Here is a 14,118-nt window from a genome sequence, read left to right as displayed (position 1 = left end):
TTTTACGCCTTTCTAACCGGTGACGGCTTGGCATCAGCAGGGATTAACGATTCGTACTGTTTTCCGTTGAGCTGTTCACGGAATTCCCTTTTCGCTTCAATGATTAAATCCGGCTGTTCGATTAAATCAACCGCTGTTGCCGCCAGCACCTTGCCGGCCAGGAGCATCCCTTTATGAGCAATCGATGACTTTCCCTGGGTCACGAGCTGCCATGAATGAAACGGAGTCCCGTAGGCACAAGTGGTTGCGTAAATTTTGCCTGTCGGGACTTTCCAGCTGACGTCCCCGACATCTGTCGAACCCGGCATAAAGCCGAGCGTCGTTGAAAAAGGGGTGACGTCATTTGAAATAGCTTTATTCTGATTGCGGCGGACAACGTCCATCTGCTGTTCTGTAAAGCTTGCCTGTATCGTACGGGCGAAATCAATTTCCTCCTGCGTATATTGCTCAGTCCCGATCTTTTTGAAATTTTCAGCTAGCAAAGCGGCCAAGGCGGAGTTCGGGATCAGCTCGGCCGAGGATCCGTCAAATTGCAGCTCCATTTCCGTTCCGGTCATCAATGCCGCCCCCTTCGCGATATTTGTGATTCGCTCAATCAATTCTTTCACCTGCCCTGTTTCCGGCGCCCGCACTTTATACAGCACCTCCGCCTCAGACGGCACAATATTCGGGGCAAAGCCGCCTGTATTTGTGATCGCGTAATGGACTCTTGCTTCTGGAATAATGTGCTCCCTTACATAATTGGCGCCGACATTCATCAGCTCGACCGCATCGAGGGCGCTTCTCCCTAAGTGAGGCTTGGCGCCGGCATGAGAACTGACTCCTTTAAATTGAAAATAGATTTGCGCTGTTGCCAGCATCGTCGCATGATTTGCCTTATTTTCATCCATCGGATGCCATGTCAGTGCGATATCGACATCATCGAACAGTCCAGCCCGCACCATATACGCCTTTCCTCCGCCTCCTTCTTCAGCGGGACAGCCATAATAGCGGACCGTCGCCTGGATACGCTGCTCTTCCAGATAGTGCTTAACGGCGAATGCGGCCGCCAACGCTCCTACTCCTAAAAGATTATGACCGCATCCATGACCGCTTCCGCCAGGCTGAAGCGGTTCCTTGTCAGCTACCCCCGCTTTTTGACTAAGTCCCGGCAAGGCATCGTATTCCCCGAGCAGGGCGATCGTTGGGCCACCGCTGCCAAATGTCCCGGTAAACGCCGTCGCGACTCCTCCCGCATTGCGGACAACCTCAAACCCTTCCTCTTCCAATGCGAGACATAACCGCTCGGCGGACTGATATTCTTCAAATTTCGTTTCACAAAGCTCCCAAATGTCATCACTTAGTCCGATCAGCTTCTCCCGTTTGCTATCAATGATTTCGGCTAAACGCTCCTGATACGCTACAGATGGAATCATTTTTCATCATCTCCTACTATATTTTCATTTGCGTTGATTCTCAGACAAGCGCACTGGCTTTCAACACGACACGACCGACCTCATCTTCAATCTCAATCTCCGTTCCGTAAGGCTTAGAAAGCTCTTTTAATGTAAGCAAAATCTCCTTATTGCGATCAATCGCCGGATTTCCCTTGTTGTAGCGCGTTTTTTCAAAGCCGAGTTCAAGCGGATATAGCATCAGCTCCTTTACTTCGCCATTTTCCATTTTCCAATATGGCAAATACGAGGCCCAGATTTCCGGCTGCGTCACATAGCCTCTCGTATTTTGCAAGGATCTTGCATCAAGGGCGTCGGCAACCGTGTTGGCATGACTGAGCCCATATTTTTTGTAAAAATCGTCCGGTAAGTGAGTGACCGTTTCATTTTGGAAAATAAAGTTGCCGAGACTATAAAAGATCGGACGGTTTTTGTAGATTTCAATCGCTCTAATAATATGCGGACCGTGACCAATGACGGCGTGCGCCCCGGCGTCGATGCACAGGCGGGCAAATGTTTCAAGAAAATCAGCTGGCAGCTCCTTCGATTCCCCCTTCATTTCATGAGCATGAATGCTCAGCAGGACATAGTCCGCCTGTCTTTTCGCCTCCGAGATCGCCTTCGTGATCCGCTCAACGTCTTCCGCATTCGGAGCCGTTGCTTTTCCTTCCTGCTCAGACTCTTTGAAAAGGTATTGGCCAAACGGAAAGGTCCCATCGCGCTTTGCTACCTCATACCCATTTTTTATGCGGATATTACGCTCCGCGTTGATATCCACCGTGTCGGCAATCCGTTTCAGCTCATTCATTTTCTCCCTTGTGATGTGATGAACCGTGTGATAGCGCAAAGGGTTGACTCCGGGCCGGCCGACCATATCCGGCCGTTGCTCCCCTGCGGCCGCCGACTCATGAAAGCTCGATGTCGCCGCAATGAGCGCTACTCTTCCGGACGGTGTTTCCAAATAGCGCGGCTCACTGGCTTTCGCGAGGTTCTCTCCGACTCCGGCATGGACAAATTCATGTTCGTTCAAATACGTTTCCGTCGCGCGAAGACCGCCATGCGAATAATCAAGCGTATGATTGTTTGCCCAGGCGATGAGATTAAAGCCATAGTCCTTCAGCTCACGTAACACATAAGGCGGTGACATCGCCCACGTTCCTCCACTTACGGCTGCCGGAACCCCTTCAGCATGATGAGTCGTCGTTTCAAGATTCGTGAAGCGGACGTCGGCACTGTTGAGTAGAGCCGCCAGTTCCGTAAACGATGAACCTCTGTCCGCGATTTTTCTCGTAATAAAACTGTCACCTGTGGCGACAAACGAAACCATGAAACCACCTGCTTTCTTCATTTTTTGAAAACGATTAGTGATACAAATGACAGGAGACAAAATGATCGGCGGCGTTTTCAGTTCTTTGTGGTACTTCCGTCTTGCATTGTTCTTCAGCAAAAGGACATCTCGTATGAAAAACACAGCCTGAGGGTAAATCAAAGGGGGACGGGATTTCCCCCTTTAACATGATTCGCTCTCTTTTATAATCGGGATTGGCAACAGGGACTGCTGAAAGCAATGCTTTCGTGTACGGGTGGAGTGGATGCTGAAAGATCCGTTCCGTCGGCCCTTCTTCGACAAGATTTCCAAGATACATCACCCCTATTCGATCTGAAATATGGCGGACGACCCCCATGTCATGAGCGATAAATAGATAGGACAAGTTAAACTCGGCTTGCAATTCTTCCAGTAAGTTAATGATTTGCGATTGAATCGAAACGTCTAATGCGGAGACGGGTTCATCTAAAATTAAGATTTTCGGATTGACGACTAACGCCCGCGCTAACCCGACTCTTTGTCGTTGACCACCTGAAAGTTCATGAGGATAGCGGTAAAAGTGGTCAGCTTGCATCCCGACCTTTTCAAGCATGTCGCTCATTATTTCCATTCGCTCTTTTTTCGTGCCAATCGAATGAATGAGAAGCGGTTCCTCTAAAATCTGGCCGACGCGCTGCCGCGGATTTAACGAAGTGTACGGATCTTGAAAAACCATTTGCACATCTCTGCGGACATGGCGCAGTTCACTCCCCTTCAGCTGCAAAATATCTTTGTTGGCATATTTCACTTTGCCGTCGGTCGAGCTGATTAATTTTAAAAGGGTGCGGCTTAATGTACTTTTTCCACAGCCGGATTCGCCGACGAGTCCGTACGTTTCATTCTGATGGATCGTAAACGATACATTGTTAACCGCCTTGACAACTCCCTTCACCCCACCAAGCTTTCCGAACGACCCCGTCATCACAAAATGCTTTTTCAAGCTTTCGACTTCTAAAACCGGTGTGCTAGTTTGTAGCGACATATGTCTCCACCTCTTTTTGAGCACTTGCATGCCAGCACCTCACTTTATGACCATCATTTTGTGCCTCAAGAGCTGGCGCATGCTCAAGGCACGTCGCATCAGCCTGCGGGCAGCGGTCGGCAAAGCGGCAGCCGGTCGGAACATTGGTTAAAGACGGAACCGTCCCTTCGATGACATGCAGCTTTTCTGCCCTTTCCCCGTCCAGCTTCGGAATGGAATGTAAGAGTCCTTTCGTGTAAGGGTGCAGCGGCTCGGTAAATAGTGTTCGCACGTCGGCCTCTTCGACGACCTGGCCGAGATACATGACAATCACCCGGTTGCAAACCTGGGCGACCACGCCTAAATCATGCGTGATAAACATTACTCCCATGCCGATTTCCTGATTTAGCCGCACAATTAAATCCAATATTTGTGCTTGAATTGTCACATCAAGAGCGGTTGTCGGCTCATCGGCAATCAGCAACTTCGGCTCGCATGCCAAGGCCATCGCAATCATGACCCGCTGCAGCATCCCCCCGGATAATTGATGAGGATACTCAAGCGCCCTCTTTTCCGGCGAAGGGATGCCGGTCAGCTCCAGTAATTTGACTGCTTTCTGATAGGCTTCTTTTCTGGTAATATCCTTGTGCAGCAAAATGGCTTCGGCCACCTGACGCCCGATCGTGTAGACAGGATTTAACGAGCTGGATGGGTCCTGAAAAATCATTGAAATCTCGTTTCCGCGTATATCCTGCATTTCCGCCAATGTTTTTTCGAGCAGACTTTCCCCTTTAAACAGGATCGAGCCTTCATATTCGACCGAGTATTTCTCATCGAATAAACGAAGAATTGATTGGGAGGTCACACTTTTTCCACAGCCCGATTCTCCGACAACACCGACAATTTCTCCTTCTTCAACGGAGAATGAGATTCCGTCAACAGCGGTCACAACCCCGCGCTCCGTATAAAAATTCGTTTTTAGCTCCTGCACATCTAACAGTGATTGCTTCTTCATCATTCTTCACTCCCATTTCGATATTCGTCAATTAGCCAGCCTTTACTTTTGCCTTTTTCCTCTTGATTTTTTTGCTATTGCCAACATGAGGATCAAGTAAATCGCGCAGCCCGTCACCTAGTAAATTAATACTCAATACCGATAAAATAAGAGCGGCGCCAGGAAAAACAATCATCCACCAGGCATTATAGATCACCAGTTTGCCGTCAGCTAAAATATTTCCCCAGCTTGGATCCGGAGCCGGCACTCCTGCCCCGAGGAAGCTTAACCCCGCTTCCGTGATAATCGCGTCGGCAAAAATGAACGATGCCTGAACGAATAAAGGTGAGATGGTGTTCGGAGCAATATGCTTTAAAATAATCCGCCACGACCTTGCCCCCTGTGCTTTCATCGCTTCAATATACGTTTGCTCCCGGACGACCAATGCCGACGAACGGACAACCCGGGCGATATAGGGACTGAACACAATCGTTAAGGCGATGACGATGTTGATCGTGTTCGGTCCTAAAGCGGCCATGAAGGCAATCGCCAGTAAAATCGCCGGGATCGACATGAGCCCGTCACAGATCCGCATCAGAATATGATCCAACGTCCGGTAGTAGCTGGCATATAAGCCGACCACCAGCCCAATAATTGAGGAAAGGACCGCTACTGACAGTCCGACACCGAGCGATACTCGCGCCCCGATCGCCACCCGGTAAAAAATATCGCGGCCAAAATTGTCCGTCCCAAACCAATGATCAGCACTGGGAGGCTGCAGCCGGTCGCTGACCGACATTTCATAAGGACCATAGGGGGCGATCATCGGCCCGATCAAAGCAAACAGGACAAACATCGTTAAAATGACACTTCCGAATACAATCTGCTTATTGCCGAGCAGGCGGCGAACGAGCAAACTTCTTTGATTTTTCAGCAGCTGGCGCTGAACGTCAATGACTCTCCCGCTATTTTGAGCGATTTCCATGGCGATCTGACCCTCCTTTCTAGTTCTTTTCCAGCCGGACCCTCGGATTAATGAAGCCGTAGAGGAGATCGACGAATAAATTAATGCCGACATAGGCAATCGCGACAAAGAATATGACACCTTGAATGATCGGGTAATCGCGTCGTTCGATTGAATTAATCGTCAGCTGGCCGATACCCGGAATATTAAAGATCGTTTCCGTAATAACTGCACCGGCAATTAACCCGCCAAACGTTTGCCCGATTACAGTTAAAATCGGCAAAAAGGCATTTCGAAACGCATGGAAGTAAATAATCTGCCTTTCTTTCACCCCTTTCGCTCTGGCACTTTTAATATAGTTGTTATTTAATACTTCCAGCATCGAAGAACGGGTAATGCGCGTAATCAGCGCGGCCTGTAATGTTCCTAAGGAGACAGCGGGGAGGATTAAATATTTCATATGCTCCCAAAGTCCGGCGCTTAACGGGGCATAGCCGGCAACCGGCAGCCAGCGCAAAATGACACCAAACATCAGCATCGTCAGCAGGCCGAGAATAAAGTTAGGGACGGACATTCCTAATAAAGAAACACCCATCACCGATTGATCCGCCATTGTACCGCGACGTCTGGCGGCAAAAATACCAATTGGAATCGCGATTAAGAGCGCGATCATTTGAGAAAGAATCGTCAGTGAAATCGTCGGTCCAAGATGGTTCATGATTGCTTCGGTGACAGGTTCCCTCATGAAATAAGAAGAGCCTAAATCAACCTGAAGCGCACCAAGCACCCAATTCAAATACTGCTCGTGTAAAGGGAGATCAAGTCCGAGCTGTTGCCGGAGTTCCTCAACTTGCTCTGCCGTCGCATCCTCACCGAGCATCACGATTGCCGGATCTCCCGGCGTCATATGAATAATGAGAAAAACAATGACTGAGACGACAAATAATACAGGGATAAGGGACAGGACTCGTTTCGTCAAATATAGTAAATAATTTTTCATTTCGAAACTCCTTTATTCAACGTCATCTTTCGAATAAGTGGTGCTTCAACCAGGGCGACAGGGGTAAAGCAGATCGAAGCCCGCTTCCCCCGCCTCCGTTACTTATTTACACTTGTGTTCCATAAAATCGGCCCTTCGAGAATCGTCACTCCTTCGACGTTGTCTCTCGCTGCAATATAGTAGTAATAGTCACCGTGCTTCGTCCCCGGCAAATATTCCGTCCATAAATACGCCTGCAGATCATCCCAGATTGCCGTCCCCTCTTCCAATGTTGATACTGCTTCAATCTCCGCCAGCATTTGATGTACCGTCTCATCCTCCGTCCATCCATACCATGAGGCACTGAGAGACAAATGCTGGGAAGGCGTAGTGACCGTTGACAACCCAACCGCCAGTAAATCCCAGTTCGCCGAATTTGTCCGGCGTTCAGAATACGTCGCCCGGTCATATACATCAAGCTTGACATTCATCCCGAGCTGACTCAATTGCTCATGCAAGATCACTGACGTGTTATACAGCTCACTGTCATTGTTTGTCAAAATAACGACCTCCTCGCCGTTATAGCCGGCTTCTTCTAATAGCTGCGCCGCTTTATCCGGATCAGCCTGGTCATACTCGTCTGCGCCTGCCTCGCTGTACCACACTTGGCTTTCGCCCATGTAGCTTGAGTTGAGGCTGTACAAATCCGGATGTGACCAGCCGCCCAGCATAATTTCTTCATTGCTGACGGCAGCGTTAACCGCTTGTCTCATCTTGAAATCGGTGAAGATTCCCTCTTTTTTGTTAAAATGGTGGAAGGAATTCCCGTAAAGATCCGTCATCGTGTTAATCGCCGGATCATCTAACAGCTGTTCATAATTATCGTTCGGCAATGTATAGGCAATATCATATTGACCTGTTTGAATTCCGGCTAATTGTGTCGAGGAATCCGTGACGATGTCAAAGAACAGATCATCTACTATGGCGACTTTCTCTCCGGCCAGTCCGTCTGCCGGAAAATCAACCGGCTGATACTGCTCAAATTTTTCAAAATGAATGTACTGATCCTGCCTCCATTCCACGAATTTGAATGGACCGGTTCCGACATAATCGGTAATCCCGGTGGAATCAGCAGCCTCAATCACCTCTTTCGGCATAATGCCGGCGAATTGCTTCGGCGAAGCGATCGCGTCAATCGCTGTTAATCTCGCTTCCTCCAAATGCAGCGTGACGGTGTAGTCGTCTTCCTCCTGGAAATAAGCGTCTTCCCCCATAATCTGAGTCGCGACAGAGGATTGCTCCAGCCAGCGGTTCATCGACGCTGTCACATCTTCGGCTGTCATCTCTTTTCCATTGTGAAACTCCACGCCTTCTCGTAAATGAAAGGTATAGATCGTGCCATCATCGCTAATCTCCCATGATTCCGCCAGCATCGGCTGCGGCTGGAAGCTAGAGTCGGCGGCTAAAAGCCCTTCGAAAATATGTCTCGTCACATATTTGACCGTCGCGCCCGTACTCATATGCGGGTCAAGCGTTTCAGGCTGCTGACCGATCGCCGCCCGCAACTCGCCGCCGCTCACCTGTTCTTCATCCGTCCCGTCGCTCGGGCTGTTCTCATCATCTGTAGAGTCCGTCGTGCTTGAGCTGCTACAGCCGGCGATTACAATCGCCAGCATCATCATGAACATCGGCAGAAATAGTTTCTTCATACGCATGAGGACCCCCATCATTTTTAGTGATTTGCCTTGACTTCAGGCTCGTTAGCTTTTCACCGGCAGTAATGGCTCGATCACATTTTCCACGCCTGCCATTCCAAGTATCGTCAAGAAAGCCCGTTGCGGCCCGACAAATGAATCTGTCGGATCAAACCATTCCCCTAGCGTATGAGCACCACCGGCTTTGCCCCCTTTTCCGAGCGTAACCGCCGGGACCCCAAGGCTGATCGGGATATTCGAGTCCGTGCTGCTCGGCCCGGCCAAGCTTGGCGTAATTCCAAGCGCCTCAGTCGCCCCGGCTGCGATCCGGACAATTGGCGCATCATCGGGCTGCGAGCCTGCCGGACGATCACCGATTTTCTCCAGTGAGACCGTCATTTCCTTACTGTTCCATCTGATATTTTCCTCCTCTACAGCCTGCTGGACGATATCGAGAAACCGACTTTCCAATTTCATTAACTCTTCGGCATCATTGGAACGCAAATCGACAAGCATGTAAGCTTCTTCGGCAATCGCATTAACCGACGTGCCGCCGTGGATTTCGCCAATCGTAAATGTCGTCTTCGGCTCCGCATTCGTCTGAATATCGGCAATGGCTGCCGCCGCTCTTCCTAGGGCATGTGTGGCACTCGGCTGACCGAATGCGCCAAAGCTGTGGCCGCCCGGTCCTTTGTATGTAACTTTATATCTGTAGCTGCCGGTACCCATATAGCAAATTCGTGAAATTTCCGGGCCATCGATCGAGATAAAGCCGTCGATATCCCGGTTATTCAAAAAGAAAGCCCGCACCCCTCTCAAATTTCCTAATCCTTCTTCCCCGACAGTACCGCCAAAGACGATATCGCCGACTGTTTTGATATTGGTTTGTTTAAAAGCACGAACAACTGATAATAATTCAGCTAGGCCGCTCGTATCATCGACAATTCCCGGGGCATAGAGAATGCCGTTCTCTTCTTTCACCGTCGTATCGACCCCTTCCGGAAAGACCGTGTCCATATGGGCAGACACGAAAATTTTCGGTCCATTCCCTGTCCCTTTTAACGTTCCAAAGACGTTTCCTTCGTCATCGATCCGGCACTCTTCCAACCCAAGCTCTTTTAATCGCGCTAGCATAAACTCTGCTCTTTTTTGCTCCTTAAAAGGCGGCGCTGGTATTTCCGTGATCGTGATCTGCTCCTTGATCGTATTTTCATGATCGTCTTTTAAAAAGGCCAATCCTTTTTGCGTTACCACCTCTGCCAGTAACTTGTCATAGGCTTCCTGCACCCGTTCTGAAGTAGTTGTGCTAATCGTCATAAATAAAATCCTCCTTCGTCATTTTAAATGTGATTTTTTCCTATCCATCAAAAGATGTAGAGCGAATTAACTATACAGAAAACTACGACAATTTAGAATTGTCAAAATATTATAGTTGGAATCTTAGACCTCCACAAAAAACTTCACAACATTTTCGTTATAAAATCTAACAGACTTTTTGTGAGATCGCTCTGCTTAACTTGTCGGCCAGGCCATCTGCCACCCAAAAAGAAGAGCGTGAGCCAAAAGAGTAGATTTTTCCCCTTTTGGCTCACGCTCGAAGCAGCAGGCGCAGTACGAAGCCACTGCCATGTTTTTTCCTCACCCCGGCTTTTCAGCAAATGGAATTCAACTAAGCTAGAGTTCCTTCCCGTAAAGCCTCCCGTAAAAACGGGCTCGGCTCTCCGACACAGTAAAGCTGTAATTGATGCATCGCTCTCGTGCAAACGGTATAGAAAACTCGGCGCAGGCTTTCATCCCCATATACATGTTTCGACGCATTATAAATGATCACTGCATCGAATTCGATCCCCTTCGACAAATACGACGGAATGATCACGACTCCCTCCTCGTATTCGCCCGAGCTGCTTTTCACTAGTTTCACGTCAGCAATGCGGGTAGACAGAGCCTGATAGGCACATCCGCTCTCCTCAGCCGACTTGCAAATCACAGCAATGCTGGAAAATCCTTCGCTTTGTAAATCTGCGACTTTAGCCGCAATGCAGCCGTGCAGTTCGTCCTGACTCGTCAATTGTTTCACGGCAGGCCGTTCACCAGCACGCTCAAAAGGAATGATCCTTTCGCCATGAGGAACGAGATTTCGCGTAAATTCGATGATCGGTTTCGTCGAGCGGTAGCTTCGTGACAGATTGATGACGTCTGTTTTATCCGCGCCATAGAGGCTTGTAAGCGTGCTGAAATCAACCATTTCGTTGGCATGGGCGAATATCGCCTGATTAAAATCACCGAGCACCGTCATCTTAGCCGCAGGAAACAACCGCCGCAGAAACTCAAATTGAAACGAAGAATAATCCTGCGCTTCATCAACAACGAGATGTTTAATAGAACTGTTGATTTGAAAGCCTTGAATCAGCTCTTTTAATAGTAGAAAAGGAGTAGCATCCTCATAATACAGCTTCTCTTCGTCCAGCATTTCGAGCGTTAATTGACAAATTTCGTGCCATTCTTCCGGGATCTCTCCTTCCATCCAATGGTTGATTCGCCGCGGATCTGTAAAGAGCTGCCTGTACATCTCCTTTATGTTGAGGAAGCGAAGCGTCCTGATCTGCTTTTTCAACGGCTTTACTTTCTGCTGTATAATTAGTCGGGCAAGGGCTTCCGGCTCGATTTCGTAGTCGGCAACTGCCTCTCTTTGAAAGCCGCGCTTTTCCGCCAAATAGCGGTGTGCCTTATGATATTCTTCCTCGCTGAGCAGCTCGATCTCCTCCTCAACCCAAGGCTTAGTCCTTTCGACCTTCTGAACTTCTTTTATTTGCTTCATCAGCCAATCCTGCAAACGTTCAAGCCTGTTATGGAAGCGAAGGGATGTGTCATGACTGTAAAACCGCTCTGTCATTTGCTGTGCCGTGACGACCGGTTCCCCTCTGAACATGATATCCTTGAATTGCATTCCTGCTATTTCGAGAGATTGTCTGTATGATTGAAGCGCCTGAAAAAAGCGGGTGGATGCTTTACATTTGATCGCCGCAACCCGTTGCCTGTATGCAGGAGCATCCGTCTCGGTTAATACATATTCCAATTGCTCGTAAGGGGTCTCTACTTCGAATTCCTTGCTGAGCCGATGGTTCAAATATTGCTGGAAGGTGACCTGCTGCATATTTTCCTCGCCAAGCTCCGGCAATACATTGGATACATAGCTGCTAAACATCGAATTCGGCGAAAACAAAATGATTTGATCGGCATGTAACTGATCTCGATATTTATAGAGCAAATACGCAATTCGCTGCAGGGCGGCTGACGTTTTGCCGCTTCCGGCCGCACCGTGAACAATGAGCAGCCTTCCACGGTCATGACGGATGATCTCGTTTTGCTCCTGTTGAATCGTCGCGACGATATTGTGCATATGTTTATCGGTCCCTTTGCCAAGCACTTCCTGCAAAATCTCATCTCCAATGGTGAGACTCGTGTCAAACATCGACTGAAGCACGCCTTCGCGAATCAAGTATTGCCATTTTTTCTCCAGCATGCCGCCAATCGCCCCGCCCGGTGTTTCATAGACAGCCGGACCAGGCTGATAATCGTAGTAAACGCTTGAGATTGGCGCTCTCCAGTCATAAATAAGGAAATCTTCGCCACTGGCATCGCTGAGCGAAGAGATGCCAATATAAATTTGTTCTTGAGCCGAAGCACCTTCTTCCTTAAAATCGATTCGTCCAAAGTAGGGAATCTCACGCATCCGTCGCAACGTCGACAAACGCTTCGAAGCGAGCCGGTGACTGCTCTGGCTGACGGACAAAGCCTGAGCCTCCTGGCGCAAGCCGATAATCGTCTCCAGGTAATCATCAAACGTGTCTGTGTTTACCTTTACTTCATCCCAAAAGTGTTTGCGGATTTGAACGACTTCATTTTTTCGCCTCGATGTTTCCTCTTCTAAATGGCTGATTTCCTCTGTAATGATTTCCATTACACTGTCGACCCGTTTTTGCTCCTTTTGAAGTTCTCCATTCACGGCAAACACTCCTTAAAAAAAAGACTTGACGAACAACATGCGCACATCGTATAATTAAAATAGGGATAATACGTCTAAATTTAATTAAATGATGGGCATCTATATAACTTTAGCATAGGATCGGATGATTTTCAATCAAAAAAAGAGCTTGAGACAAAACTAGCTTTGGACCTACTGGCAATGGCTTCACACGCCACAAGCCCGTTATGAGAAACCCACTCACAACGGGCTTTAAAAGATCGTGGCGGTTCCGCTCATTGCTTAGAGAGGCTGGGAAAAAGGTCAAAAAACAACCTTTTATCCCAGCCTCTTTTTTACCAATCAAAGCTGGAGGAAAGCAGCGGCCTTCCTTCCAGCTTGAAACCGTTTAGCCGTTCACGACTTCCTTCAGCTCCTCATGATCCAATACGCGAACAAATTCCCCTTCATTGTATGGATAGCCAGCTTTTGTGATCTTCACTTTAATCAGCTCGCCAATCAGCTGGTCGTCGCCTTTAAATCTTACTTTTAAATAGTTATCCGTATAGCCGATGAAAACGCCACTTTCCGGATTTTCTTTCTCCCTTTCTTCCGGAATCATCTCTAATACTTCGCCTTCGAACTGGGAAGCATATTCCTTCGCCAGCTGGTTTGAAAGCTCGATCAGCCGGTGCACGCGCTCATTTTTCACCTGTTCGTCGACTTGGTCCTCCATCCGCGCCGCCGGAGTGCCGGTCCGCTTCGAATACGGAAAAACATGAAGCTCACTGAATTTATGCTTAGCGATGAATTCAAATGTTTCCTGAAATTCCTCTTCCGTCTCTCCAGGAAAACCGACGATGACATCGGATGTAACCGCAAGTCCAGGTAAAACTTCCTTCAGCCGCTCCAGCCGCTCGCCAAAGAACTCCATCGTATATTTCCGCCGCATCCGTTTTAACACACTGTTCGAGCCAGATTGCAACGGAATATGCAGGTGGCGGACAACCTTCTTTGAACGGCCGATGACCGAAATGACTTCGTCTGTCAGTTGACTCGCTTCAATAGAAGAAATTCGGATGCGCTTTAATCCGTCGACATGCTCCAAGTCTTCTAGCAGCCGGGCGAGGCTGTAATCTTTCAGATCCTCCCCGTATCCGCCTGTATGAATGCCCGTTAAAACAATTTCCTTATAGCCGGCATCGACAAGCTGCTTCGCCTGGCGCAGCACCTCTTTCGGGTCACGGGAGCGCATTAGCCCTCTGGCCCACGGAATAATGCAGAACGTACAGAAATTGTTACAGCCTTCCTGAATTTTAAGCGAAGCGCGCGTCCGGTCTGTAAACGCCGGAACATCAAGCTCTTCATAAACACGGGATTTCATAATATTACCAACCCCGTTAATCGGCTGGCGCTCCTGCTTGAATTGCTCAATATAATCAAGCATCTTCACACGGTCCTGCGTGCCGACGACAATATCAACTCCTGGAATCGCCATCACTTCAGCTGGCGACGTCTGGGCGTAGCAGCCCGTCACGCAAATGACAGCATCCGGATTTTTGCGGATCGCGCGGCGAATGACCTGACGGCTTTTTTTATCTCCTGTATTTGTCACTGTACATGTGTTAATGACATAAACATCAGATCTGGCCTCAAAATCGGTCTTTTCGTAGCCGGCATGCTGAAACAGCTGCCAAATGGCTTCTGTTTCATAATGATTTACTTTACAACCTAATGTATGAAAAGCAACAGTAGGCATTTTG

The 14,118-nt window shown here is 48.6% G+C and carries 10 protein-coding genes; all 10 read right to left on the bottom strand.

Features of this window, described 5'->3' with window-relative positions:
* Positions 1-2: 2 nt before the first annotated feature.
* The 10 genes from M3202_RS01840 to mtaB all read right to left on the bottom strand — a co-directional run bounded on the left by M3202_RS01840 (position 3) and on the right by mtaB (position 14,114).
* A complete protein-coding gene (locus tag M3202_RS01840) occupies positions 3-1,415 on the bottom strand; it encodes a M20 family metallopeptidase (protein WP_251221662.1) in 1,413 nt (470 codons plus the stop codon).
* Positions 1,416-1,455: 40 nt separating this feature from the next.
* The gene (locus M3202_RS01835) at positions 1,456-2,760 is read right to left on the bottom strand and encodes a CapA family protein (RefSeq protein ID WP_251221803.1); all 1,305 of its coding nucleotides are present in this window, start codon (positions 2,758-2,760) and stop codon (positions 1,456-1,458) included.
* A 34-nt stretch (positions 2,761-2,794) separates the two neighbouring features.
* Positions 2,795-3,781, bottom strand: a complete 987-nt coding sequence (locus M3202_RS01830) for an ABC transporter ATP-binding protein (RefSeq protein WP_251221661.1) — start codon at positions 3,779-3,781, stop codon at positions 2,795-2,797.
* Positions 3,765-4,775: an ABC transporter ATP-binding protein gene (locus M3202_RS01825; protein WP_251221660.1), complete on the bottom strand. Its 1,011-nt coding sequence runs from the start codon at positions 4,773-4,775 to the stop codon at positions 3,765-3,767. The genes M3202_RS01830 and M3202_RS01825 overlap by 17 nt, the downstream gene beginning before the upstream one ends.
* A 31-nt stretch (positions 4,776-4,806) precedes the next feature.
* Entirely contained in the window at positions 4,807-5,739 is a 933-nt protein-coding gene (locus M3202_RS01820) for an ABC transporter permease (RefSeq protein ID WP_251221659.1), read from the bottom strand.
* A 19-nt stretch (positions 5,740-5,758) separates the two neighbouring features.
* A complete protein-coding gene (locus tag M3202_RS01815) occupies positions 5,759-6,718 on the bottom strand; it encodes an ABC transporter permease (protein WP_251221658.1) in 960 nt (319 codons plus the stop codon).
* A 98-nt stretch (positions 6,719-6,816) separates the two neighbouring features.
* Positions 6,817-8,406, bottom strand: a complete 1,590-nt coding sequence (locus M3202_RS01810) for an ABC transporter substrate-binding protein (protein WP_251221657.1) — start codon at positions 8,404-8,406, stop codon at positions 6,817-6,819.
* A 51-nt stretch (positions 8,407-8,457) separates the two neighbouring features.
* The gene (locus M3202_RS01805) at positions 8,458-9,708 is read right to left on the bottom strand and encodes a M20/M25/M40 family metallo-hydrolase (RefSeq protein ID WP_251221656.1); all 1,251 of its coding nucleotides are present in this window, start codon (positions 9,706-9,708) and stop codon (positions 8,458-8,460) included.
* A 352-nt stretch (positions 9,709-10,060) separates the two neighbouring features.
* Positions 10,061-12,397, bottom strand: coding sequence for an RNA polymerase recycling motor HelD (gene helD, locus M3202_RS01800; RefSeq protein ID WP_251221655.1), 2,337 nt, complete (start codon positions 12,395-12,397; stop codon positions 10,061-10,063).
* A 367-nt stretch (positions 12,398-12,764) separates the two neighbouring features.
* Positions 12,765-14,114, bottom strand: a complete 1,350-nt coding sequence (mtaB, locus tag M3202_RS01795) for a tRNA (N(6)-L-threonylcarbamoyladenosine(37)-C(2))-methylthiotransferase MtaB (RefSeq protein WP_251221654.1) — start codon at positions 14,112-14,114, stop codon at positions 12,765-12,767.
* Positions 14,115-14,118: the final 4 nt, after the last annotated feature.

This window comes from Halalkalibacter oceani (genome assembly GCF_023715605.1).
Lineage (GTDB): Bacteria > Bacillota > Bacilli > Bacillales > Bacillaceae_D > Halalkalibacter > Halalkalibacter oceani.
The sequence above is the reverse complement of the archived record's forward strand: the minus strand, read 5'-3'. Positions and strand labels throughout refer to the sequence as shown.